This is a genomic window from Nocardioides luteus (genome assembly GCF_000960475.2).
Lineage (GTDB): Bacteria > Actinomycetota > Actinomycetes > Propionibacteriales > Nocardioidaceae > Nocardioides > Nocardioides luteus_A.
In genome coordinates this window covers 18,335-42,157 of the sequence record NZ_JZDQ02000019.1, presented here as the reverse complement: position 1 = coordinate 42,157, position 23,823 = coordinate 18,335, and the positions used below count along the sequence as shown (strand labels likewise).

Annotated in this window: 24 protein-coding genes and 2 riboswitches; of the genes, 18 read left to right on the top strand and 6 right to left on the bottom strand. The window is 70.8% G+C overall.

All coding sequences use genetic code 11. The features are described 5' to 3' along the window. Nucleotides 1–37: 37 nt before the first annotated feature. From UG56_RS14505 to UG56_RS14495, 3 genes are all read left to right on the top strand, one after another. Nucleotides 38–523, top strand: coding sequence for an FBP domain-containing protein (locus UG56_RS14505; RefSeq protein ID WP_045550209.1), 486 nt, complete (start codon nt 38–40; stop codon nt 521–523). Nucleotides 524–589: 66 nt separating this feature from the next. Beyond that, complete coding sequence (locus UG56_RS27540; protein ID WP_084101068.1) at nt 590–1,114, top strand: amidase domain-containing protein; 525 nt, start codon at nt 590–592, stop codon at nt 1,112–1,114. A 29-nt stretch (nt 1,115–1,143) separates the two neighbouring features. Then, on the top strand, nt 1,144–1,554 hold the full coding sequence (locus tag UG56_RS14495; protein WP_045550207.1) for a hypothetical protein: 411 nt from the start codon (nt 1,144–1,146) through the stop codon (nt 1,552–1,554). A 68-nt stretch (nt 1,555–1,622) separates the two neighbouring features. Here UG56_RS14495 and UG56_RS14490 read toward each other — a convergent pair whose 3' ends face one another. Genes UG56_RS14490 through gcvT form a run of 3 tightly spaced genes read right to left on the bottom strand, consistent with a single transcriptional unit; the run spans nt 1,623 to nt 4,550 of the window. After that, nucleotides 1,623–3,029, bottom strand: a complete 1,407-nt coding sequence (locus tag UG56_RS14490) for an L-serine ammonia-lyase (RefSeq protein ID WP_045550218.1) — start codon at nt 3,027–3,029, stop codon at nt 1,623–1,625. Between the two features lie 37 nt (nt 3,030–3,066). Then, the gene (gene gcvH, locus UG56_RS14485; RefSeq protein WP_256206638.1) at nt 3,067–3,450 is read right to left on the bottom strand and encodes a glycine cleavage system protein GcvH; all 384 of its coding nucleotides are present in this window, start codon (nt 3,448–3,450) and stop codon (nt 3,067–3,069) included. After that, nucleotides 3,447–4,550 (bottom strand): glycine cleavage system aminomethyltransferase GcvT, encoded by a 1,104-nt coding sequence (gene gcvT, locus UG56_RS14480; RefSeq protein WP_045550205.1) that lies wholly within the window; start codon nt 4,548–4,550, stop codon nt 3,447–3,449. Before gcvT ends, gcvH begins: the two co-directional genes overlap by 4 nt. Nucleotides 4,551–4,606: 56 nt before the next feature. Continuing rightward, nucleotides 4,607–4,706, bottom strand: a riboswitch (glycine riboswitch). Between the two features lies 1 nt (nt 4,707). Continuing rightward, nucleotides 4,708–4,803: riboswitch (glycine riboswitch) on the bottom strand. Between the two features lie 114 nt (nt 4,804–4,917). On the opposite strand from gcvT, the gene UG56_RS14475 reads away from it, so the two are divergent. Together UG56_RS14475 and ilvD are read left to right on the top strand one after the other, a co-directional pair. Next, nucleotides 4,918–5,955 carry a CobW family GTP-binding protein gene (locus UG56_RS14475; protein WP_045550204.1) on the top strand — a complete coding sequence of 346 codons (1,038 nt, stop codon included), beginning with the start codon at nt 4,918–4,920 and terminating at the stop codon, nt 5,953–5,955. A gap of 74 nt (nt 5,956–6,029) precedes the next feature. Beyond that, complete coding sequence (gene ilvD, locus UG56_RS14470; protein WP_045550217.1) at nt 6,030–7,724, top strand: dihydroxy-acid dehydratase; 1,695 nt, start codon at nt 6,030–6,032, stop codon at nt 7,722–7,724. 14 nt (nt 7,725–7,738) lie between these two features. Here the strand turns inward: ilvD and UG56_RS14465 are convergent, their stop codons facing one another. Next, nucleotides 7,739–8,419, bottom strand: coding sequence for a Crp/Fnr family transcriptional regulator (locus UG56_RS14465; RefSeq protein WP_045550203.1), 681 nt, complete (start codon nt 8,417–8,419; stop codon nt 7,739–7,741). Between the two features lie 174 nt (nt 8,420–8,593). Here UG56_RS14465 and UG56_RS14460 point away from each other — a divergent pair, with 174 nt between their 5' ends. Continuing rightward, the gene (locus UG56_RS14460; RefSeq protein WP_256206637.1) at nt 8,594–9,562 is read left to right on the top strand and encodes an LLM class flavin-dependent oxidoreductase; all 969 of its coding nucleotides are present in this window, start codon (nt 8,594–8,596) and stop codon (nt 9,560–9,562) included. Between the two features lie 4 nt (nt 9,563–9,566). Here UG56_RS14460 and UG56_RS14455 read toward each other — a convergent pair whose 3' ends face one another. Next, nucleotides 9,567–10,553, bottom strand: a complete 987-nt coding sequence (locus UG56_RS14455) for a sugar-binding transcriptional regulator (protein WP_052693867.1) — start codon at nt 10,551–10,553, stop codon at nt 9,567–9,569. A gap of 163 nt (nt 10,554–10,716) precedes the next feature. On the opposite strand from UG56_RS14455, the gene UG56_RS14450 reads away from it, so the two are divergent. The 9 genes from UG56_RS14450 to UG56_RS14410 all read left to right on the top strand — a co-directional run bounded on the left by UG56_RS14450 (nt 10,717) and on the right by UG56_RS14410 (nt 20,898). After that, complete coding sequence (locus UG56_RS14450) at nt 10,717–11,778, top strand: alcohol dehydrogenase catalytic domain-containing protein (protein WP_045550214.1); 1,062 nt, start codon at nt 10,717–10,719, stop codon at nt 11,776–11,778. Further along, complete coding sequence (locus UG56_RS14445) at nt 11,775–12,605, top strand: triose-phosphate isomerase family protein (protein WP_052693865.1); 831 nt, start codon at nt 11,775–11,777, stop codon at nt 12,603–12,605. The genes UG56_RS14450 and UG56_RS14445 overlap by 4 nt, the downstream gene beginning before the upstream one ends. Continuing rightward, on the top strand, nt 12,602–13,261 hold the full coding sequence (locus tag UG56_RS14440) for a DUF2291 family protein (RefSeq protein ID WP_045550202.1): 660 nt from the start codon (nt 12,602–12,604) through the stop codon (nt 13,259–13,261). Before UG56_RS14445 ends, UG56_RS14440 begins: the two co-directional genes overlap by 4 nt. Continuing rightward, entirely contained in the window at nt 13,258–14,862 is a 1,605-nt protein-coding gene (locus UG56_RS14435; protein WP_045550201.1) for a sugar ABC transporter ATP-binding protein, read from the top strand. Before UG56_RS14440 ends, UG56_RS14435 begins: the two co-directional genes overlap by 4 nt. Beyond that, nucleotides 14,859–15,998 carry an ABC transporter permease gene (locus UG56_RS14430; RefSeq protein ID WP_084101064.1) on the top strand — a complete coding sequence of 380 codons (1,140 nt, stop codon included), beginning with the start codon at nt 14,859–14,861 and terminating at the stop codon, nt 15,996–15,998. Before UG56_RS14435 ends, UG56_RS14430 begins: the two co-directional genes overlap by 4 nt. A 68-nt stretch (nt 15,999–16,066) precedes the next feature. After that, nucleotides 16,067–17,032, top strand: a complete 966-nt coding sequence (locus UG56_RS14425; RefSeq protein WP_052693860.1) for a D-ribose ABC transporter substrate-binding protein — start codon at nt 16,067–16,069, stop codon at nt 17,030–17,032. 4 nt (nt 17,033–17,036) lie between these two features. After that, complete coding sequence (locus UG56_RS14420) at nt 17,037–18,788, top strand: dihydroxyacetone kinase family protein (RefSeq protein ID WP_071327087.1); 1,752 nt, start codon at nt 17,037–17,039, stop codon at nt 18,786–18,788. Beyond that, nucleotides 18,785–19,315 carry a ribose-5-phosphate isomerase gene (locus UG56_RS14415; RefSeq protein ID WP_305728738.1) on the top strand — a complete coding sequence of 177 codons (531 nt, stop codon included), beginning with the start codon at nt 18,785–18,787 and terminating at the stop codon, nt 19,313–19,315. The genes UG56_RS14420 and UG56_RS14415 overlap by 4 nt, the downstream gene beginning before the upstream one ends. Before the next feature lie 80 nt (nt 19,316–19,395). After that, nucleotides 19,396–20,898 (top strand): FGGY-family carbohydrate kinase, encoded by a 1,503-nt coding sequence (locus tag UG56_RS14410; RefSeq protein ID WP_045552016.1) that lies wholly within the window; start codon nt 19,396–19,398, stop codon nt 20,896–20,898. Here UG56_RS14410 and UG56_RS14405 read toward each other — a convergent pair. Continuing rightward, nucleotides 20,864–21,661, bottom strand: a complete 798-nt coding sequence (locus UG56_RS14405; RefSeq protein ID WP_071327086.1) for an IclR family transcriptional regulator — start codon at nt 21,659–21,661, stop codon at nt 20,864–20,866. The two genes, UG56_RS14410 and UG56_RS14405, sit on opposite strands and share 35 nt — an antisense overlap. Nucleotides 21,662–21,789: 128 nt before the next feature. On the opposite strand from UG56_RS14405, the gene UG56_RS14400 reads away from it, so the two are divergent. The 3 genes from UG56_RS14400 (at nt 21,790) to UG56_RS14390 (ending at nt 23,814) form a co-directional block, all read left to right on the top strand. Next, the gene (locus UG56_RS14400) at nt 21,790–22,554 is read left to right on the top strand and encodes a CoA transferase subunit A (protein WP_045552004.1); all 765 of its coding nucleotides are present in this window, start codon (nt 21,790–21,792) and stop codon (nt 22,552–22,554) included. 1 nt (nt 22,555) lies between these two features. Next, on the top strand, nt 22,556–23,185 hold the full coding sequence (locus UG56_RS14395; RefSeq protein ID WP_045552005.1) for a 3-oxoacid CoA-transferase subunit B: 630 nt from the start codon (nt 22,556–22,558) through the stop codon (nt 23,183–23,185). 107 nt (nt 23,186–23,292) lie between these two features. Next, nucleotides 23,293–23,814 (top strand): cell division protein FtsQ, encoded by a 522-nt coding sequence (locus UG56_RS14390; RefSeq protein ID WP_084101062.1) that lies wholly within the window; start codon nt 23,293–23,295, stop codon nt 23,812–23,814. Nucleotides 23,815–23,823: the final 9 nt, after the last annotated feature.

Below are 23,823 nucleotides of genomic sequence, written 5' to 3'. Positions count from 1 at the left end.
TTGCCTAACAGTTGTAGGAAATTCTAGCCTCGTTGGTATGAAGCCGCTGACCGAGACCGACGTACGCACCTCGTTCGTCAACCTCACCAAGGGCGCGACCAAGCGCCTCAACATGCCCGCCGACCTGGCCGAACGGCCCTGGGACGACCTCGACTACCTCGGCTGGCAGGACCCGAAGGCACCCCAGAACCACTACCTCGTCACCGAGCACGACGGCCGCCTCTGCGGCGTGGCCCTCCGGGCCTCACGCGAGACGCGCGGCCCCCGGAAGACGATGTGCGCACTGTGTACGACCGTCGGTGACGTCGCCCTGCTGGTCGCCTCCCGCGCCGGCCGCTCCGGACAGGACGGCAACTCCGTCGGCACCTACATCTGCGCCGATCTCGACTGCTCCCTCAAGGCCCGCAACAAGCGCAAGCTCGACTCCCCCGTCGTCCACGAGACCCTCAGCGTCGAGCAGAAGGTCGACCGGCTGCTCGGCAACCTCGACTCGTTCGTCGCGCGGGTGCTCCGGCCTGCATGACGTCGCTCCGAAGGGCCATCGCTTCGCGTCGCCAGGGCGACCCGCACCAAGCGGAAATCCAGTTGCATACCCAGTTTCGACCACACCGCCTTCGCGAACTACGGAAAGAAGTGGACCTCGTCGCCGTATGACGGAGACAAGAAGGAGGACTTCAACTCCAGCTATCCCTACTTCAAGAACAACTGCGCGAACTTCGTCTCACAGATGTACAACAAGGGCGGATGGAAGCGCACGGGCGGCGTCAACCTGCGCTTGGACGGAAACTGGGATGACGACCTCTCCGGCCCCGCTGGCCCATCTCGCACGTGGTCGCAGGCGAAAGAGTTGTACAAGTACGCCAAGAACAAGAAGGGCCTCGACCCACTCGGCAACATCTGGAACGCGGTCCCTGGCAACACCTACTTCATGGACTGGGACGGTGACAACGTGATCAATCACGTCACGGCCGTCACTGCACGAACCTCGAGAGGCACTCCGCGGATCAGCCAGAAGACCGCGAACCGCCACAACATGCTGCTCACCACTTGGAAGGCTAAGGTCGATGGAAGCCACCCCAAGGTGAAGTGGTACGGCCTACGTCGAACTTCCTGACATTTGGCAACGGGATAAGGACCCTCAACATGTGGATGTTTCTCGGATCTTGGATCTTCGTGTTCCTGCTGGTGGCCGCGGCCGGGGCCGGCCTGTTCGCGCTGTGCAGACGGAAGGCCCGAGTGACTGCCGCCGTCACGGCCGCTGCTTTCCTGGTCGCCACCGGCGTACTCGTGTCGTTTCTGGTCGCACCGACCACGGTTGATGGAGGTGTCGTCTGCGGCGGGACCGTAGGAAGCACCCACGCTGAGCCTCTCGATGGGATGACGGCTGACGACCTCGCCGCCGAGGGAGCCAAGGACTACAGCGAAGACTGTCTCGACGCCGCTCGCGAGCGCTTTGCCCTCATCGTTGGCGGCTACGTCGTCGTGCTCGCTGGAATCGCCGCAGTCGTGGCCACTCGCGGTTCGTCACGTGAGCGGCGATCCGTCTCCGTCTGACGCCAACCCAGGGAACCGCGGGCGCCTTCAGGCGCCGTCGGTCAGATCCCCGCGCGCCTCGACCCGGCTCAGCACTCGATGACGTTCACCGCAAGGCCGCCGCGAGAAGTCTCCTTGTACTTGACCTTCATGTCGGCCCCGGTCTCGCGCATCGTCTTGAGCGCCTTGTCGAGGCTGACCTTGTGGGAACCGTTGCCGTTGAGGGCGAGGCGGGCGGCGTTGATGGCCTTCACGCTGGCGATGGCGTTGCGTTCGATGCAGGGGATCTGTACGAGTCCGCCGACCGGGTCGCAGGTGAGGCCGAGGTTGTGCTCGATGCCGACCTCGGCCGCGTTCTCGACCTGTTCCGGGGTGCCACCGAGCACCTCGCACAGGGCGCCGGCGGCCATCGCGCAGGCGGAGCCGACCTCGCCCTGGCAGCCGACCTCGGCGCCGGAGATGGAGGCGTTCGTCTTGCACAGGATGCCGATCGCGGCCGCGGTGAGCAGGAACCGGACGATGCCGTCCTCGATCGCGGCCTCGTCCAGGCCGGCCTCGGGCGCCACGAAACGTACCCAGTAGTGCAGGACGGCGGGCACGATGCCGGCCGCGCCGTTGGTGGGGGCGGTGACGACCCGGCCGCCGGAAGCGTTCTCCTCGTTGACCGCCAGGGCGAACAGGTTGACCCAGTCCATGACCCGGAACGGGTCCTGGGCACCGGCTCCGGAGGCCAGGTCACGGTAGAGCAGCGGTGCCCGGCGCGGGACCCGCAGACCACCAGGAAGTACGCCGTCACTGACCGGATCACGGTCGCAGCCGGCCTGCACGCAGGCTGCCATCACCCGCCAGATCTCGAGGAGACCGGCGCGGATCTCGTCCTGCGTACGCCACGTCAGCTCGTTGGCCGCCATCAGGTCCGACACCCGGAACCCCTCGCGCTCGCAGGTGTCGAGCAGCTCGGCACCGGTGGCGAACGGGAAGCGTACGGGCGAGCGGTCGGGGGCCACCCGGGCGGCGCCCACCGCGTGCTCGTCGACCACGAAACCGCCGCCGACGGAGTAGTACGTGCGCTCGCGCAGCATCTCCCCCGAGGCGGCGTACGCGGTGAACACCATGCCGTTGGGATGGCCCGGCAGGCTGGTGCGGCGGTGCATGACCAGGTCGGCGGCGCCGTCGAAACGGATCGGGCGGTGACCGCCGAGCGACAGCTCCCCGGACTCCCGGATGGTCGCGATCCGCTCGAACGAGGCGCGCGTGTCCACCGTCGCCGGCTCCTCGCCCTCGAGGCCGAGCAGCACGGCGCCCTCCGAGCCGTGACCGTGTCCGGTCGCGCCCAGCGAGCCGAAGAGCTCGGCCTTCACCCGCGCCACCTCACCCAGCCGCCCCTCTGCGGCGAGGCCGTCGACGAACGTCTTGGCGGCGCGCATGGGGCCGACGGTGTGGGAGGACGACGGGCCGATCCCGATCGAGTACAGGTCGAAGGCGCTCAACGCCATCGCCACGGCCGGGGAGCCGGCGACCTCGGCGGTCACGTCACTCCTCGATCAGCGCGTCGTAGGCCGCGGCGTCGAGCAGCTCGGGAGTGCCCGAGACGCGCACCTCGAAGAGCCAGCCGGCGCCGAACGGGTCGCTGTTGATCAGCGCGGGGTCCTCGACGACGGCCGCGTTGATCGCGAGGATCTCGCCGTCGGCGGGCGCGAAGATGTCGCTGACCGACTTCGTCGACTCCAGCTCACCGCAGCTCTCTCCCCCGGTGATCTTGCTGCCGACCTCGGGCAGCTCGACGAAGACGATGTCACCCAGCGCCTCGGTGGCGAAGGCGGTGACACCGACGCGCGCGACGTCGCCGCGGGTCTCGAGCCACTCGTGCTCGGCGGTGTAGGACAGGTGGGTCGGGTTGGTCATGGCGGTGCTCATTTCTTGGAGTAGAAGGGAAGGTCGACGATCTCGGCGTCCTCGCGGCTGCCGCGGACATCGACCTGGACCTTGGTGCCGGCAGCGGCGAGATCGGGCCGGACGAACGCCATCGCGATCGGGTGGCCGAGGGTCGGCGACGGGGAGCCGCTGGTGACGGTGCCGACCTCCTCGCCGGTGGCAGGGTCGACGACGGCGTAGCTGGCCCGCGGGGACCGGCGCCCGGCGGCCACCAGGCCGACGAGCACCTGGCGCGGGCCCTCGTCGCGGCGTACGGCCAGGGCGGCATCGCCCACGAAGCCCTCGGGCTTGTCGAAGGAGACGACCCGGCCGAGGCCGGCCTCGAAGGGCGTCGTGTCGCGGTTCAGCTCGTGTCCGTAGAGCGGCATGCCCGCCTCGAGCCGGAGGGTGTCGCGGCAGGCGAGACCGGCAGGAACCAGCCCGTGCGGCGTACCGGCCTCGGTGAGCGCCTCCCAGACCGCAGCCGCCGACGAGGGCGCGCAGTAGATCTCGAAGCCGTCCTCACCGGTGTAGCCGGTGCGGGCGAGCAGGACCTCGACCCCGGCGACCGTGCCGGCGTCGATGGCGTAGTAGCGCAGGGACGAGACGTCCAGGGACGTCACGGCCGCGACGATCGCCGCCGAGGCCGGACCCTGGACCGCGATCAGCGCCCATTCGGCGGAGGCGTCGCGGACCATGGCGTCATAGCCCTCGGCACGCTCCGTCAGCGCCGGGGCGACCACGTGGACGTTGCTCGCGTTGGCGACGACCAGGTAGCGCTCCTCCTCGAGCCGGTAGACGACCAGGTCGTCGATGATGCCGCCGTCCTCGGCGCAGATCATCGAGTAGCGGGCTCGGCCGATGCCGATCGCCGACGGGCGGCCGACCAGGGCGTGGTCGAGGGCTCGCCCGGCCTCAGGGCCGGTCACCTCGATCTCGCCCATGTGGGACAGGTCGAAGAGTCCCGCGGTGGTGCGGACGGCGTGGTGCTCGGCGGTCTCCGAGCCGTAGCGGACCGGCATGTCCCAGCCGGCGAAGTCGGTGAACGAGGCGCCCAGCGCCTGGTGGATCTCGTGCAGAGGGGTAGGGGCGGATGAGGTCATGTGTGCGGGAGGCTCCCTGGTGGTGGGTGCCGGCAGCGGCACCCGTGGACGGGTGACCTCCCCGCTCTGTCATCGCTACCTGAGAGCTTCACCGCCCGGTGGGGGCGGTTTGCACCGTGGGTGCAGGATCATCGGATCCTGACTTTCCAGAGGTCGCCTCACCACAGCGGTCATGGGGCCTGAGAGATTCTGGGGAGGTTTGCTCCTTCGGCGCCTCACCCGGGATGGGCGAGGACTCTCCCGCTGCAGTTCGAGTGGCGGATGTGAAGTTGTGCGGCAAACCTAGGTCTGGCCACCTCGGGCGTCAAGATCACGGCAGCGCGACCCACTAACGGGAACTGTTCTCACCGGGTTCTACGATGGCTCGGTGCCACCGACCAACGCCAGCACCCGGGTCCCCGTGGTCATCCTCACCGGCCATCTCGGGTCCGGGAAGACCACGCTGCTCAACCATCTGCTGCGTCAGCCGGGCGCCCGGGTGGGCGTGATCGTCAACGACTTCGGCGACATCAACGTCGACGCCGGGCTCGTCACCGGCCAGATCGACGAGCCGGCCTCGATCGCCGGTGGCTGCCTGTGCTGCCTGCCCGACGCCGGCGGTCTCGACGACGCGCTGGAGAAGCTGACCCACCCGCGGCTCGCGCTCGACGTCGTCATCGTCGAGGCCAGCGGCCTCGCCGAGCCCGGCACCCTGGCCAAGCTGGTCCGGTTCAGCGGCGTCGAGCGGGTACGCCGCGGCGGGCTCATCGAGGTCGTCGACGCGTCCTCCTACTTCGACACCCTCGACGACGGCCGGGGCCCGGCGCCGGTCCGGTTCGCGGCCGCCTCGCTGGTCGTCGTCAACAAGACCGACCTGGTCCCGGAGACCGATCGGGAGGAGACCCTGGCCCGGATCGAAGCACGCGTGCGGGAGCACAACCCCGACGTCCATGTGGCGTACGTGGTGGGCGGCCGCATCGACCCGCGACTCGTCTACGACGCGGCCGTGCCCGAGGACCCGCCCGACGAGCTGCCGATCGCCGCGCTGCTGCGCGAGGCGGCCGCCGACCACCACGCGCACCAGCACGCCGGGTCGGTCACCGTGACGACCCCGGGCACCATCGAACCGGCCCGGCTGCTCGACCTGCTCGAGGAGCCGCCTCCGACGGCGTACCGGGTCAAGGGGACCGTCGCCGTGGCCACCGGGCAGGGACCACGCAGCTACCACGTGAACCTGGTCGGGCGCAGCGCCCACGTCGCCGCGGCGAAGCGGACCGACGGCACGGCGAGCGAGCTCGTGGCCATCGGCCTGGACCTCGAGACCGACGCGGTCCGCGCACGCCTCACCGACGCCCTCGCCCCGGCCGAACGGCCGAGCACCGAGGGCCTTCGCCGGCTGCGCCAGCTGGTCCGCGTCAGCCTCTGACGCGGACCACCGACCGCGGCGCGCGGCGAAGCGTGCGCACACCGTCAGCGTGCTGAGCAGCTAGCCTCGTGGGTGTGAACCCGCCCAGCACCAACACGCCTGACATCAAACCCAGGTCGCGCGCCGTCACCGACGGCCTGGAAGCCACCGCCGCCCGAGGAATGCTGCGGGCGGTCGGCCTCGGGGACGACGACTTCGCGAAGCCGCAGATCGGCGTCGCCTCGTCGTGGAACGAGATCACGCCCTGCAACCTCTCCCTCGACCGGCTCGCGAAGGCGGTGAAGAACGGCGTGCACGCGGCCGGCGGCTATCCGCTGGAGTTCGGCACCATCTCCGTCTCCGACGGCATCTCGATGGGCCACGAGGGCATGCACTTCTCGCTGGTCTCGCGCGAGATCATCGCCGACTCGGTCGAGACCGTGATGAACGCCGAGCGGCTCGACGGCTCCGTGCTGCTCGCGGGCTGTGACAAGTCGTTGCCCGGCATGCTGATGGCGGCTGCTCGGCTCGATCTCGCCTCGGTCTTCCTCTACGCCGGCTCGATCATGCCCGGGCAGCTCGACGGCCGCGACGTCACGATCATCGACGCCTTCGAAGCGGTCGGGGCCTGTATCGCGGGGAAGATGAGCCGCGACGAGGTCACTCGCGTCGAGAAGGCGATCTGTCCTGGCGAGGGCGCCTGCGGGGGCATGTACACCGCGAACACGATGGCTGCTGTCGCCGAGGCGCTCGGGATGTCGTTGCCCGGCTCGGCGGCGCCGCCCGCCGTGGACCGGCGTCGCGACGGCTTCGCCCACCGTTCCGGCGAGGCGGTGGTCGGGCTGCTGCGCCAGGGCATCACCGCGCGTCAGATCATGACCAAGGAAGCGTTCGAGAACGCCATCGCCGTCGTCATGGCTCTCGGCGGCTCCACCAACGCCGTGCTGCACCTGCTGGCGATCGCCAACGAGGCCGAGGTCGACCTGACCCTCGACGACTTCACCCGGATCGGCGAGAAGGTGCCCCACCTCGCCGACCTCAAGCCGTACGGCAGGTACGTCATGAACGACGTCGACAGGATCGGCGGGATCCCGGTGGTGATGAAGGCGCTGCTGGACGCGGGGCTGCTCCACGGCGACTGCCTCACGGTGACCGGGAGGACCATGGCGGAGAACCTGGCGGAGCTGAGCCCGCCCGCGCTCGACGACGACGTGATCCACTCCTTCGAGCGGCCGATCCACCGCACCGGTGGTCTCACCATCCTGAAGGGCTCGCTCGCGCCGGACGGTGCCGTCGTCAAGACGGCCGGCTTCGACGACACGGTCTTCCGTGGCACCGCCCGGGTCTTCGACGGGGAGCGGGCGGCGATGGACGCCCTCGAGAAGGGCCGCATCGTCGCGGGCGACGTCGTGGTCATCCGCAACGAGGGCCCCAAGGGTGGACCCGGCATGCGCGAGATGCTCGCCATCACCGGAGCCATCAAGGGCGCCGGTCTCGGCAAGGATGTCCTGCTCGTCACCGACGGCCGGTTCTCCGGGGGAACCACGGGCCTGTGCGTCGGCCACATCGCCCCGGAGGCCGTCGACGCCGGGCCGATCGCCTTCGTGCGTGATGGCGACCCCATCGTCCTCGACGTCCTCAACCGCACCCTCGAGGTCCACGTGGACGCCGAGGAGATGGAGCGGCGCCGAGTCGGCTGGGAACCGCTCCCCCCGAAGTACCGTCGCGGCGTGCTCGGCAAGTACCGCCGTACCGTGCAGTCGGCAGCGGTCGGCGCCGTCACGAGCTGACCGCGGCCGGCGCCTCAGCCGGCCCGGCGCACGATCCGTTCCATGTCGGTGATGATCACTCCGCGTGACTCCAGCTTGACCCAGCCCTTGGCCGCGAAGTCGGCGAGCGCCTTGTTGACCGTCTCCCGAGCCGCCCCGACGAGCTGCGCGAGCTCCTCCTGGGTCAGGTCGTGGCGTACGTGGACGCCCTCTTCGGTCTCCTGCCCGAACCGCTCGGCGAGGTCGAGCAGCGCCTTCGCGACCCGGCGGGGCGCGTCGGCGAAGACCAGGTCGCCGATGACGTCGTTGGCCCGGCGCAGGCGACCCGACAGCAGCGCCAGCAGCCCGCGGGTCACGCTCGGCCGGCCGTCGAGCCAGACCAGCAGGTCGTCATGGGACAGCGAGGCCAGCTCGACCTGGTCGGTCACGGCCGTGACCGTCGAGGAACGCTGACCGGGGTCGAAGAGCGACAGCTCACCGAACACCTGACCCGGGCCGAGGATCGCCAGCAGGCTGTCCTGCCCGCCGGCCGAGACCCGGCTCAGCTTCACCTTGCCGTCCACGACCGCATAGAGCCGGTCGGCGGAATCCCCCTCGTGGAACAGCACCTCGCCGCGCTTGAGTACGGTGCGGTCCATCATGGCGAGCATCGCGGTCATCGACTCGTCGTCCAGCTCGCTGAAAAGCGGTGCGTGCCGAAGCACGTCTTGATCCATTACCCAGCCGCTCCTGTCGTCATTTGGCTGAAGCCATCAGCGTACCGAGACCGACGCGTCCGGCAGTGGATGTGTGTCCCGCATCGCACGCCTGTCGGGTGCGTTCTTCACCACACCGGGCACGGCGGGAAGCCCGCAGGGCTCGGCGTCGTTGTGATCACCGTGAGGCTCTCCATGCTGGACCGCTCCCGTACGCGGACGGGCCATCCCGAAGGTGCTGCGCTGACCCACACGATCGAGCGGGCGGTGGCGGCCGAGCGGCTCGGCTACCACCGGTTCTGGGTCGCCGAGCACCACGCGGTGCCCGGGATCGCGTCGGGGTCGCCGCCGGTGCTGCTCGGCGCGCTCGGCGCGCACACCTCGACGATCCGGCTCGGGTCGGGCGGCGTCATGCTGCCGCACCACCAGCCGCTGGTCGTGGCCGAGCAGTTCCTCATGCTCGACGCTCTCTATCCCGGCCGCATCGACCTGGGCCTGGGGCGCACGCTGGGCTTCACCGCTCCCGTACGCCGCGCGCTGCGGCAGGATCTCGACGACCCGGACACGTTCGCCGAGGACATCGAGGAGCTGCGCGACTATCTCGACCGCACCGCCGCGGTCACCGCGCGGCCGGCGGCCGCGCACCAGATCCCGATGTTCGTGCTCGCGACCGGGCAGGGCGTCGCGCTCGCGGCCGGACTCGGGCTGCCGGTCGTCGTGGGCGGTCCGGTGCTGGACAGTCCGCGGCTGGACGAGCTGCTGGGGGCGTACCGGAGAGACTTCCGGCCCTCCGCGCGAGCGAGCGAGCCGTCGGTGACGATCTCCGTCGACGTGCTCGTCGCCGACACCGACGCCGAGGCGGCCGAGCTCGCGCTGCCGGAGGCGTGGGCGATGGCGAGGTCGCGGCAGACCGGCGAGTTCGGTCCGCTCGAACCGGTCGACGCGATCCGGTCGCAGCCATGGTCGAACCAGCTCCGCGAGCGGGTCGAGGCGCATCTGGCACGGACGACCGCCGGCTCCCCAGGAACGGTCCGGAGGCGGATCGACCGGCTGGCCGAGACCACCGGCGCCGACGAGCTCCTCGCCTTCACCTCGACCTACGACCGCGACGCGCAGCTGGCCTCGGACGCCGCGCTCGCCGAGATCATGACGGCCCGGGTGTAGGCGTTCACCCCAGCCTGTCGAGCATCCGGACCGCGGTGTCCTCGTCGGTGATCAGGGTGTCGAACCAGCCGGCCCGCGCGCCGGCGATGATGCTGGGCACCTTGGTCGGACCGACCGCCATCGCGATGGTGTGCGGGATCGCCTGGAGCACCTCGTAGGTCGTGGCGATGAGGAACTCCTCGGGATAGGGCAACGGCCGTCCGTCCTCGTCGAAGAACCTGGTGCAGATGTCGCCGGCCGCCTCGCGCAGCCAGGGCGCGTCGCGCGGCACGTAGCCCGGCAGCGACTCGCGGGTCAGCGGAGGGGCGCCGATGCCGAGCACGGCCACCCGCGCCTGGCTCCACAGGTCGAGTACGCGACGCGTGCTCGGGTCCTGGAGCAGCAGCCGGTGCAGGTCGGCGCCCGGCTGGGCCGGGGCGTAGAGGAAGACCGGACGGCCGTCGAGCTGCTCAGCGAACATCCGGGTGATCTCGTTGGTCTGGTACCACGCCTCGGGCTCGTCCTGCCCGCCGACGGTCGGCGTCACCACGACGCCGGGGAAGGACGGCAGCGCCTCCTGGCTGACCTCCCACACGGTGCGGCCCGAGGAGACCAGCAGCACGTCGCCGGCCTTCAGCCCGATCTCGGTCAGCGCCTCACCGAGCCGGGCGGCGAGCGCCGCTCCGGTGAGCGAGGGGTGGAAGCCGCGGGCGACGTAGACCCGGGCCAGGCCGAGGGCCTCGCAGAGCCGCTCCTCCACCTCGGAGGCCCGCCGGGTCGCCGGGTCGATGACCTCGATGCGGACGATGCCCGTGCGCCGGGCCTCCGAGAGCACCCTGCTGACCGTCGCACGGCTGATCCCGAGCTGCTGTGCGACCTGAGCCTGGGTCGCCTCCTTGAGGTAGTAGAGCGTCGCCGCCGCATGCATCACCTCGGGGGTGAAGCGTGTGCTGCCCGCCCCTGCGGCCTCCAGGATCGGCTGGTGGCCGTGCGCTCCGCCTGTGTTCTCCACGACACCACTCTTCCACAGCGGCGCCACCGGATTCGACCATTCGTGAAAATCTGTTCTGGACATTTGTTCGCGACCTGTGGGACGGTGGACGAGTTCGAGTGATCAAGATCACTAACAGGAGGTCCCCATGACGCAGGCAACTCCCGGGCTCGACCGGCGCACGATGCAGGCAGTCGTCTGCCACGGCCCCGAGGACTACCGCTTCGAGGAGGTCCCGGTCCCTGTCCCGGGGCCGGGCGAGGCGCTGATCCGGGTCGAGGCCGTCGGCATCTGCGCGAGCGACTTGAAGTGCTACCACGGCGCCGCGAAGTTCTGGGGTGACGAGAACCGGCCCGCCTGGGCCGAGACCGACGTCATCCCCGGGCACGAGTTCACCGGCGAGGTCGTCGCCCTCGACGAGGAGGCCCGCAGGCGCTGGGGAGTCGACGTCGGCGACCGGGTCGTCGCCGAGCAGATCGTGCCGTGCGGAGAGTGTCGTTACTGCCGGCGCGGCGAGTACTGGATGTGCGGGCCGCACGACATGTTCGGCTTCAAGCGCCGGACCCCGGGCGCGATGGCCGAGTACATGGTCTTCTCCCCCGCCTCCCTCGTGCACCGGATCAGCAAGGACCTGCCTCCCGCGCACGCGGCGTTCGCCGAGCCGCTGTCCTGCTCCCTGCACGCCGTCGAACGGGCCCGGATCAGCTTCGACGACGTCGTGGTGGTCGCCGGCTGCGGGCCGATCGGCCTCGGCATGATCGCAGGCGCCGCGGCCAAGTCGCCGGCGCGGGTGGTCGCCCTCGACATGGCGCCCGAGAAGCTCGATCTGGCGATCAAGTGCGGCGCCACCGACATCGTCAACATCGCCGAGCACGACCCGGTCGAGTTCGTCCGCTCGATCACCGACGGCTACGGCGCCGACGTCTACCTCGAGGGCACCGGACACCCGTCCGCGGTGCTCCAGGGGCTCAACGTGCTGCGCAAGCTCGGGACGTACGTGGAGTACGGCGTCTTCGGCTCCGAGGTCACCGTCGACTGGAGCATCATCAGCGACGACAAGGAGCTCGACGTACGCGGCGCCCACCTCGGCCCGCACTGCTGGCCCGCCGCGATCCGGATGCTCGAGTCGGGCGCGCTCCCGCTGGACGAGATCTGCACCCATCAGCTGCCCCTGGCCCGGTTCCAGGACGGCCTCGACCTGGTGGCCCGCGGCACGGAGTCGATCAAGGTCTCGCTGATCCCGTGACCGCCGCGGCCCCCTTCCTGCTCGGCACGAGCTGGAAGATGACCAAGACCCTGGCCGAGGCCGGGGCGTACGCCGACGCCCTGCGCTCGGCGGTCGAGACCGGGAGCGTGCCGCCCGAGGTTCGGCTCTTCGTGCTGCCTGCGGCCACCACCCTGGCCGCGGTCCGCGACCGGCTGGCCGGCACCGGTGTGGCCCTCGGCGCGCAGAACGCTCACCCCGGGCCGGAGGGCGCGGTGACCGGCGAGGTGTCCATGACCATGGTGCGCGACGCCGGCGCGAGCATCGTCGAGATCGGCCACGCCGAGCGCCGCACCCTGTTCGCCGAGACCGACGACATGGTCGCCGACAAGGTCGCGGCCGCGGTCACCGCCGGGCTCACGCCTCTGGTGTGCGTCGGGGAGACCAGCACCGAGCGCGCCCGTGGCGAGACCGAGGACGTGCTCGCCCACCAGGTGCGCAGCGCGCTCAGCCGCCTCGGGAGTTCCCGGCCGGTCGAGCTGCTGGTGGCGTACGAGCCGCACTGGGCGATCGGCGCCGGCGGCCGTGCTGCCGTCCCGGACGAGGTCGCGGAGGGGCTGGCCGCCGTGCGCAGCGCCCTTGCCAAGGATCTCGCTGGCACGCCGACCGCCGTCCTCTACGGCGGCAGCGTCCACCCGGGCAACGCCGCCGACCTGGTGACGGGCCTCGACGTGGCCGGCCTCTTCGTCGGACGCGCCGCCTGGACCGCCCCCGGCCTCCTCGACCTCGCCCGCCGGTGCGCCGACGCGCTCGGTGAACGCACCACCCCCGACCTCGTGTCCGCGATCGTTCGAAAGGACCCAAGATGACACGACACCACCGCCTCACCCCCTTCCGCATCGGCGGAGCGGTGGCCCTCGCCGCGCTCCTCGTGGCGATGACCCTGAGTACCCGCTTCGTCACTCCCGACGAGCTCGCCTCGATCGGTCCGGAGAAGTTCGACCCTGCCCAGACCGCCGAGGACCTCTTCACCGAGGCGAACGAGACCATCCCCGATGCGGCGACACCGCTCCCCGAGCTCCTCACCGGACTCCAGAAGGACGTCGCCAAGACCGCCGACGACCTGAAGGCGTCCCGGCCCAACGACACCACCTACCTCTTCCCCGTACGCGGCACCGCGACCGTCGTCGCGACGCAGCAGCAGGCGGTCGACATCACGGTGGACGGGATCCCCGGGACGACCCCGCTCAGCCTCGCGTCCGGACCGTCCCTCAACGGCGCAGTCCTGCGGGACGCCCTCGGCTTCTCGTTCGGGGACGCCTCCAACCAGACCACCTACCAGCAGGTCGGCGACCAGCTGAAGGCGCTCGTCAGCGACCAGGTCGAGCAGGGTACGGGCGGGAAGCTCGCTCCGGGCACGACGCTCGACTTCACCGGCATCGTGAGCGTCACCGACACCGGCATGCCGCAGCCCGCGGCCAAGCCCGTGCAGGTCCAGCCCCTGACCGTGGAGGTCGCGCGATGAGCGCGCCGGCCACCGAGGTCGCCCCCACCGGCACCGCCCAGATCGGCGAGGTGGTGCTCCGCGCGGTCGGGATCTCCAAGACGTACGGCGTCACCAAGGCGCTCAAGGGCGTCGACTTCGACGTCCGCGCCGGCCAGGTCACCGTGCTGTTCGGGGAGAACGGTGCTGGGAAGTCGACGCTGATGAAGATCCTCTCGGGCGTCGAGCAGCCCACCGGCGGACAGCTGGTCCTGCACGAGGAGCCCGTCACCCTGGAGAACACCGTCGACGCGGTGGAACGGGGCATCTCGATCATCCATCAGGAGACGAACCTCTGCCCGAACCTCAACGTCCGCGACAACATCTTCCTCGGCCGTGAGCTGCGCACCCGGGCCGGCGGGATCGACTACGGCCGCGAGGCCGAGATCACCTCCCGGCTGATGCGTCAGCTCGAGGAGGAGATCGCGCCCCAGACACTGGTCGCCGACCTCCGGATGGGCCAGCAGCAGATCGTCGAGATCGCCCGGGCGCTGGCGGCCGAGGCCCGGATCCTGATCATGGACGAGCCGACCTCGGCCCTCAGCGCGAGCGAGGTCGAGGTGCTGTTCCGGGTCATCCGGGAGCTCACCGCGAACGGCGTCGCGATCGTCTACATCTCCCATCACCTCGAGGAGGCGATCAGCATCGCCGACCACGCGGTGGTGCTGCGCGACGGCGAGCTCGTCGCGCACGAGCCGGCGGGCGACATCGACCTGCCCTGGGTGGTGCACCGGATGACCGGCCGGCAGGCGGAGTACGACTTCCGCGAGGAGCCCCGCGACTTCGGCGAGGTGGCACTCTCCGTCCGCAACCTCACCGTCGCGGACCTCGCCACCGGACGGATCGTCGTCGACGACGTCTCCATCGACGTACGCGCCGGCGAGATCGTGTGCCTCTACGGACTGATGGGGGCCGGGCGGACCGAGCTGATGGAGACGCTCGCCGGCCGCGATCCGATGACCGCCGGCGAGGTGCTGCTGAACGGCGAGGACATCGCCGGGCTCGACGTCAGTGAGCGCATCTCCCGCGGCCTCGGGCTCGTCCCCGAGGACCGGCAGCGCGACGGCGTCGTCCAGATGCTCAGCGTCGGCAGCAACCTCTCCCTCGCCGGTCTGCGCTCGGTGGTCCGGCGCGGCCTGATCTCGCGAACGTCGGAGTCCGGGCGCATCCGGCGCGGGATGGACGAGGTCACCGTCAAGGCCGCCGGGCCGGGCACCCCGATCACCTCCCTGTCGGGCGGCAACCAGCAGAAGGTCGTGATCGGCAAGCTGCTGATGACCGACCCGACCGTGCTCCTCCTCGACGAGCCCACCCGCGGCATCGACGTCGGGGCCAAGGGCGAGATCTTCGCTCTCCTCTTCAAGGAGGCCCGGAAGGGCCTCGGGGTCCTGTACGTCACCTCGGAGATCGGCGAGGCGATGACCGCATCCCATCGCATCGTCGTGATGAACAAGGGCCGCATCGTGCGCGAGTTCGACCCGCGTACGAGCAGCCGGGCCGAGGTCATGGCCGCCTCCGGCGAGTCGGCCAGCCCCGCAACCAGCACCACGACCACCGACGAAGCCATCGGAGGCACCCAATGACCGCAACCAACGCATCGGCCGAGGCGACACCGCGCCCGCAGAGCCCTGCCGGGGGCCTCACCTCCCGGTTCCGCTCGATCACGCTCAGCAGCGCGCTGGTGGAAGGCCGGGCCCTGCTCGCCCTGATCCTCATCATCGCCGTGTTCGCGCTGCTCAGCGACAACTACCTCGACCCCGGAAACCTGGTGACCATCACCAAGCAGGTCGCCTTCAACGCGATCCTGGCGCTCGGCATGCTCATGGTCATCCTCAACGGCGGGATCGACCTCTCGGTCGGCTCCACCGTGGGGCTGACCGGCGCCGTGGCGGGCAACCTCTTCCGCGGCCTCGACCTCCCGCTGACCCAGGCGATCATGTTCCCGCAGGTCTGGGTGATCGTGGTGATCTCCGTCGGGGTCGGCGCCCTGGTCGGCTATGTAAACGGACTGCTGATCTCACGGCTCCGGCTCGCCCCGTTCATCGTCACGCTGGGCATGCTCTACGTGGGTCGCGGCCTGACCGAGGTGCTCCTCGACGGGCAGAACATCACCAACGAGCTCCGTGGCCAGGAGGGGCTGGGCAACACCGGCTTCTTCGAGGTCTTCGCCAGCCGCCCCCTCGGGCTGCCGATCTCCGCCTGGGTGATGATCGTGCTCGCGATCCTGGCCTCGATCCTGCTGGTCCGCTCGCCGTTCGGCCGGTGGCTCTACGCCAGCGGCAGCAACGAACGAGCAGCCGAGCTCTCCGGCGTCCCGGTGACCCGGGTCAAGACGCGGATCTACGTGATCGCGGGCACCTGCGCCGGCATCGTCGGTCTGCTGCAGATCGCCAACATCAGCTCCGCGACCGCCGACCTCGGCCAGTTCTACGAGCTCAACGCGATCGCCGCGGTCGTCATCGGCGGCGCGGCACTCTCGGGAGGCCGCGGCACGGTCAAGGGCACCATCATCGGCGCCTTCGTGATCGGGTTCCTCGCCAACGGCCTGGTCATCGTCGGCGTCTCGCCGTTCTGGCAGCAGGTCATCACCGGGGCGGTGATCATCCTCGCCGTCGCGGTCGACCGGATCCAGCAGATCGCCCAGAACCGCGCGGCAGCGCGGCGCGCCGCCGCCGAGGTCCGCGCCAAGACCCCCACGACCGCGAGCACTCCCGCATGAACGCCGTCACCCATCGTTCCCACCCCCAGGACGCGGCAGGTCCGCGACCGATCGAGAGGACACCCACCATGAAGAGAATTCTCGCCGGAATCGCCGCCGCCGGGCTCGCGCTGAGCGTGGCCGCGTGCGGCGCGGAGGCCACCGAGGACGCAGGCGGCAAGGGCGGCGGCACCATCGCCATCATCACCGTCGACCCCTCCAACCCCTACTGGAAGGCCGAGGTCGACACCGCGAAGAAGGCCGCCACCGACCTGGGCTACGACTCCTACACCGCCGCGCACAACAACGACCCGGACGAGCAGAACACCCTGATCGAGACCGCCGTCAACGACAAGGTCGACGGCATCCTGCTCGACCCCGCCGGAGCCGACGAGTCGATCGCCGCGGTGCAGAAGGTCGTCGACGCCGACATCCCGATCGTGCTGATCAACGCCGAGATCTCCCAGACCGGGCTCGCGGCCTCCCAGATCGTCTCCAACAATGCCCAGGGCGCCACCGTCGGCGCCGAGGCCTGGGCCGCGTCGATGAACTACAAGGGGACGTACGTCGAGCTGTTCGGCAACCCCAGCGACAACAACGCCCAGGTCCGCTCCGACGGCTACAAGCAGGTCCTGAGCCAGTACCCGGACCTGAAGAAGGTCGGTCAGGAGATCGCGAACTGGGACCGCCAGGAGGGCCAGGAGAAGATGGAGGCCCTGCTCGCCAAGAACCCTGACATCACCGGGGTGATCTCGGGCAACGACGAGATGGCGCTCGGCGCGGTCAACGCGCTCAAGGCCAAGGGCAGGCTCGACCAGGTCAAGGTCCTCGGCTTCGACGGCAGCCAGGATGCCGTCGACGCGGTGAGGTCCGGCGAGCTGGTGGCCACGGTCGTCCAGCCGATCGTCGAGGGCACCAACGACGCGATGAAGCAGCTCGACAGCGTCATCACCTCCGGCGAGACCGGCGTCTCTGAGGAGAAGCAGGCCCTCGACTGCGTTCTGGTCACCAAGGACAACGTCGACTCCGTCGAGAACCTCGTCATCAGCGAGTGATCCGATGACCCACATCTACAACGATCCCGACACCTTCAAGAGCGATGTGCTCGCCGGCTTCGCCGCGGCCCATCCTCGCTACGTCGAACGCGTCCCCGACGCCTCCGGGTTCATCCGCGCGGGCGGTCCCCTGGCCGGCAAGGTCTCGCTCGTCATCGGCGGCGGGTCCGGCCACTACCCCTCCTACAACGGGGTCGTCGGTCCCGGTTTCGCCGACGGCGCCGTGCTCGGCGACATCTTCGCCTCGCCGTCCGCCGAGCAGGTCTACCGCATCGCCCGCGCCGCGCACGGCGGCGCCGGGGTCGTGCTGGCCTTCGGCAACTACGCCGGTGACCGGCTCAACTTCGGGATGGCGGCCGACCGGCTGCGGGCAGAGGGCGTGGACGTACGCGTCGTGTGGGTGACCGACGACGTGGCCTCCGCCCCGCCCGGCGCCGAGGCCGACCGGCGAGGCATCGCCGGGACCTTCACCGTCTACAAGATGGCAGGGGCGGCGGCCGAGGAGGGCCGGGACCTGGACGAGGTCGAACGGCTCATGCGGCGCGCCAACGCGGCGACGTACTCCTTCGGGGTGGCCTTCGACGGCTGCACGCTGCCGGGGGCGAGCGACGCCCTCTTCCACGTGCAGGACGGGCAGGTGGACTTCGGTCTCGGGATCCACGGGGAGCCCGGCATCAGCACCACCGACTGGATCCCCGCCGCGCGGCTGGCCGACCAGCTGGTCGACCGGGTCCTCGCGGAGCGGCCGGGCTCGGCCGACGGACGGGCCGCGGTCCTGCTCAACGGACTCGGCGCGACCAAGTACGAGGAGCTCTACGTGCTCTGGAGCGAGATCGAGCCGAGGCTGCGGGCCGCCGGCCTCGACCTGGTCGACCCGGAGGTCGGCGAGCTGGTCACCAGCCTCGACATGGCGGGCTGCTCGCTCACCGTGACCTGGCTCGACGACGAGCTCGACCCGCTGTGGCGGGCGCCGGCCGACACCCCGGCGTATCGGCGCGGCCAGGCGGTGGCCGGCGGGCGATTCACCGAACGCGCGGTGTCGGCCGGCGCCGAGGCGGAGGAGAGACAGGAGGCGGCGAGCCCGGCCTCGCGCCGGGACGCCGTGGTCGCGCAGAGCCTCCTCGCCACCCTCGCCGCGACCGTCGAGGAGCACAAGGACCGGCTCGGCGAGATCGACGCGGTCGCCGGTGACGGCGACCACGGCATCGGGATGAGCCGCGGCTCCAGGGCCGCCGTCGAGGCGGCCGAGACCGCCGTCGCCGCCGGCGGCGGGGTCCGCTCGGTGCTCAGCACGGCGGGGGCCGCGTTCGGTGACCGCGCCGGCGGCACGAGCGGGATCCTGTGGGGCCTGCTCCTGGAGACCGTCGGCGAGAGCCTCGGCAACCAGGAGCCGGTCACGCTGGACGGGCTCGCCCGGGCCGTACGCGCCGGGGCGACCCGGGTGCAGGCGTTCGGCCACGCCGAGCTCGGCGACAAGACGATGCTCGATGCGCTCTGTCCCTTCGCCGACGCCCTCGACCAGGGGGCCGCCTCCGGTCTCCCCCTTCCCAAGGCCTGGGGCGCCGCCGCGGAGACCTGCACCCGAGCCGCCGAGGCGACCGCGCCGATGGTGCCGAAGGTCGGGCGGGCCCGCCCGCTCGCCGAACGCAGCGTCGGCACCCCCGATCCCGGCGCCGTCTCGCTCGCTCTGATCGTCACCGCGATCGGTGAGCGCCTCGACCAGACCTGTCAGCACGACCTCGAGGAGTCCTCATGACCGATCACGTCAGGAACGAGCCGATGGTGCCTGCCACCGGCGGCCTACGGATCGCCGTCGGCTGCGACGACGCCGGCGTCTCCTACCGCGACATCCTGAAGGCCGACCTGGAGGCCGACCCACGGGTCTCCATGGTGGTCGACGTCGGCGTCACGAGCGACGAGCACACCGCCTATCCCCACGTCGCCGCCTCCGCGGCACAGCTGGTCGCCGACGGTACCGTCGACCGGGCGCTGCTCGTGTGCGGCACCGGGCTCGGCGTCGCCATCAGCGCCAACAAGGTGCCCGGCGTACGCGCCGTCACGGCGCACGACAGCTTCTCGGTCGAGCGGGCGGTGCTCAGCAACAACGCCCAGGTCCTGTGCATGGGCCAGCGCGTCGTCGGCATCGAGCTCGCCCGCCGCCTGGCCAAGGAGTGGCTGAGCTACGAGTTCGACCCGGAGTCGGCCTCGGCGGCGAAGGTCGCGGCCATCGGCGAGTACGAGCAAGGGGGCACCGCCGACCAGGAACAGCCCTCGAGCTGCTGAGACCCCGACGGCCACTAGGATCGACCGATCACGCCGTCGAGGCTGTCGGACACCGCTGTCCGGCGCGACTGGGAGGGTATATGGCTGCCTTGGTCGTGGGGGTCGACGTCGGCACCGGAAGCAGCAAGGGCGTGCTGGCCACCGCCGAGGGCGTCGTGATCGCCAAGGCGATGCGGCGCCACCAGATGTCGCTGCCCCATTCCGGCCATGCCGAGATGGACGCCGAGACCATCTGGTGGGGCGAGGTCGTCTCGATCTGCCGGGAGCTGGCGCTGCACGCCCGGGGCCACACGATCGCCGGGCTCTGCGTCAGCGGGATCGGCCCGTGCGTCCTGATCACCGACGACGACCTCACCCCGCTCCGGCCGGGCATCCTCTACGGCATCGACAGCCGGGCCTCGGCCGAGATCGAGGAGCTCACCGAGCGGTTCGGCGCGGACGCCGTCCTCGACCGGGCCGGCAGCGAGCTCAGCTCCCAGGCGGTCGGCCCCAAGCTGCTCTGGATCCGCCGACACGAGCCCGAGGTCTGGGCGCGGGCCCGCCGCTGGTTCGGCTCGAGCTCGTACGTCGTCGCCCGGCTCACCGGCGAATACGTCCTCGATCACCACACCGCCAGCCAGTGCGCCCCGCTCTACGACATCGCGGCCGAGGAGTGGGCGAGCGACTGGGCCGACGAGATCCTCGGCGACCTGGCGATGCCCCGCCTCGCGTGGTCCGGGGACGTGGTCGGGACGCTGCACGCCGAGGCCGCGGAGGCTACCGGCCTGCCGCTCGGCACGCCGGTCATGGCCGGCTCCGTCGACGCCTGGGCCGAGGCGTTCAGCTGTGGTGTCCGGCAGCCGGGAGACCTGATGCTGATGTACGGCTCGACGATGTTCTTCGTGCAGGTCGGCCGCGACCTGAAGGCCTGTCCCCCGCTGTGGACCGCCCAGAGCGTGCAACCGGACGTGATGACGCTCGCGGGCGGGATGGCGACCTCCGGGAGCCTGCTCTCCTGGGTCCAGGAGCTCACCGGGAAAGTCGACATCGCCACGCTCGCCCAGGAGGCGGAGCTGACCCCGCCGGGCTCGGAGGGGCTCGTCGTGCTGCCCTACTTCGCCGGTGAGCGCACCCCGCTCTTCGACCCGCACGCGCGCGGCGTCGTCGCCGGGCTGTCGTTGCGTCACGGGCGCGGGCACCTCTACCGAGCCGTCTACGAGGGGATCGCCTACGGCGTACGCCAGATCCTCGAGCTCCTGGAGGTCGCCGGTGGCCCCGCTTCCCGGGTGGTCACCGTCGGGGGCGGCACCCGGAGCGGGCCCTGGAGCCAGATCGTCAGCGACGTCACCGGGATCCGCCAGCTGGTGCCCGAGCAGACCATCGGGGCGTCCTACGGAGATGCGCTGCTGGCGGCCATCGGCTCCGGTCTGGTGCCGCCGGACACCGACTGGACCCGGATCGTCGGCGAGGTCGTGCCGAACCCCGAGAACCGGGCGGTCTACGACGAGCTCTACGAGACCTTCACCGAGCTGTATCCGGCCACCCGCGACCAGGTGCACCGCCTCGCCCTCATGCAGGAGGCCTCGACTCGGGTCCGGCCGTAGCCTTCGCGGTCAGGCTGTGCGCCGCCTCCAGGAGGAGGCGGCCGAGCTCGGCCTGGCGCGGCGGCGCGAGGCGGGCCTCGATGCCGGTGATGCTCAGCGCTCCGTAGGGCTGGCCGTGGGCGTCGAAGACGGCGGCGCCCAGGCCCCAGCTGCCGACCACGATCAGACCCGGGTTGACCGCGAAGCCGAGCTCACGGGTCGCGGCGATGCGCTTCCGCAGAGCGGACGCCGAGTGCTCCTCACCGTAGGCGGGAACGAGGTCGGTGCGGGCGAGGTAGGCCTCGCGGCGCGACTCGGGCATCAGCGCGAGGATCGCCAGGCCCGCGGAGGCGACGCCGAGGGGGAACCGGATGCCCTCGTGGAGCACGTGCGAGCGGATCGGGAAGCTGCCGTCCTCGCGCAGGACGCAGACGGTCTCGTCGCCGCGCCGGATCGAGAAGAAGGCGCTCTCCCCCGTCTCGCGGGCGAGGCGGAGCACCGCCGCCCGGGCCGCCGGGGTGATGTCGTGGCGGGTGGTCGCGGCGGCGCCGAGCAGGAAGCACTCCGGCCCGAGGTGCCAGGCGGCGGTGCTGTTGTCGCGCTCGACCAGGCCCTCCTCCTGCAGCGCGCTGAGCAGCCGGTGGGCGGTCGGGCGCGGGATGGCGGCGCTCGTCGCGAGCAGGGTGGTGGTCGCGCCCTCCGGCTCGCGCGCGGCGAGCAGCCGCAGCAGGTGAGCGCTGCGGCGGATCACGCTGGGCTGGGTCGCGCCCGGACCGGGTTCCATGGGACGTACGATAGGGGACGTCCACTGAGTGAACGCAATTGCGTCAGCGGTGTCGGTCAACGAAAGATCGAGCGTGAACTCGCGATCATCTATTGACCGGGCGGCGCGCCCGCCCTTGACTGATCATCATGGACAAGGTCATCTCCTCAGCCGCCGAGGCGGTCGCGGACATCCCGAACGGAGCGACCCTCACGGTCGGCGGCTTCGGGCTGTGCGGCATCCCCTCGGTGCTCATCAACGCAATCCTCGAGGCCGGCGTGACCGACCTCGAGGTGGTCTCCAACAACGCGGGTGTCGACGACTGGGGCCTGGGCCTGCTGCTCGGCGCCGGCCGCCTGCGCCGGGTGGTCGCCTCGTACGTCGGTGAGAACAAGGAGTTCGCGCGGCAGTACCTCTCCGGCGACCTCGAGGTCGAGCTGACCCCGCAGGGCACGCTCGCCGAGCGGATGCGCGCGGGCGGCTCCGGCATCGCCGCGTTCTACACCCGCACCGGCGTCGGCACGCAGGTGGCGCAGGGCGGGCTGCCGTGGAAGTACGACGACGCCGGCAACGTCATCAAGACCTCGCCGGAGAAGCCGGTGATGACCTTCGAGACGCGCGACGGCGAGCAGGAGTTCGTGCTCGAGGAGGCCATCGTCGCCGACTTCGGCATCGTGCGTGCCTGGAAGGGCGACCGGCACGGCAACCTCCTCTTCAAGGACTCCGCCCGCAACTTCAACCCGCTGGCCGCGATGGCCGGCCAGATCACGATCGCGGAGGTCGAGGAGCTCGTCGAGCCCGGCGAGATCCCGCCGAACGACGTCCACCTCCCCGGGGTCTACGTCCACCGCGTCGTGCCCCTCACCCCCGAACAGGCCGCCGACAAGCGCATCGAGAAGAGGACGGTCCGCTGACATGGCATGGACACGTGAAGAGATGGCCGCCCGTGCCGCCGCGGAGCTCTCCGACGGCGACTACGTCAACCTCGGGATCGGGCTGCCGACGCTGGTGCCCAACTACGTCCCCGACGACGTCGAGCTGGTGCTGCAGAGCGAGAACGGCATCCTCGGCACCGGTGCCTACCCGACCGAGGACGCGGTCGACCCGGACCTGATCAACGCCGGCAAGGAGACGGTCACCGTACGCAAGGGCGCGTCGTTCTTCGACTCCGCGACCAGCTTCGGGATGATCCGCTCCGGCAAGATCGACGCCGCCATCCTCGGCGCCATGCAGGTCTCCAAGGGCGGCGACCTGGCCAACTGGATGATCCCCGGCAAGATGGTCAAGGGCATGGGCGGCGCCATGGACCTCGTCCACGGCGCCAAGAAGGTCGTCGTGCTGATGGAGCACGTCGCCCGCGACGGCTCCTACAAGATCGTCGAGGAGTGCTCGCTGCCCTACACCGGGCTCGGTGTCGTGCAGCGCATCATCACCGACCTGTGCGTCCTCGACGTCACCCCCGAGGGCCTGCGTCTCGTCGAGCTCGCCCCGGGCGTCACGCTGAACGAGGTCGAGGAGAAGACCGAGCCGCCGATCCTCCGCTGATCGCCGAGACGTCAGCTGCGTCGGCCGAGATGTCACGGGTGTGACGTCTCGGCCGACGCACGTGACGGCTCGGCCGACGTACGTGACGGCTCGGCAGGTCTGCCACAATGTGCGGCGTGGATCTGAGGGTGGTGCGGCCGACGCGCGGGAGCGTGTGGCTGGCGCTGCTCGCGGCGGTGGAGATCACCACCGGGTCCAGCCTGGCCCACCTGGCCGGCGGCGGGGAGCTGCCGGACTCGTTGTGGCTGGTGGCGACCGGGTTCGCCGCTTTCGGCGCCGGGGTCGTGGTGCTGCAGCGCAGGGTCGGGATCATCCTCGGGGCGGTGCTGGCCGGAGCCGCGCAGCTGGGGATGCACGAGGCCTTCGAGGCGTACGCGGCCCCAACCGCCCACATGCACGACAGCGCCACCGGCGACACCTCGATGCTGGTCGCGCACGCCGCGGCCGCGGTGCTCACCGTCGTCGTCTGGCTGCTGCACCGCCGGGCCTGGCGGGTCATCTCCCGGGCGCTCGAGACGCCTCGGACACCCATCCCGCTCCGCCTGCTCCCCCTGACGCAGACAATCGTTCTGCGCAACCACCTGTGGACCTACGTCGCTGCGGGACGAGGGCCGCCGGTCCTCCCCTGAGGACCCGAC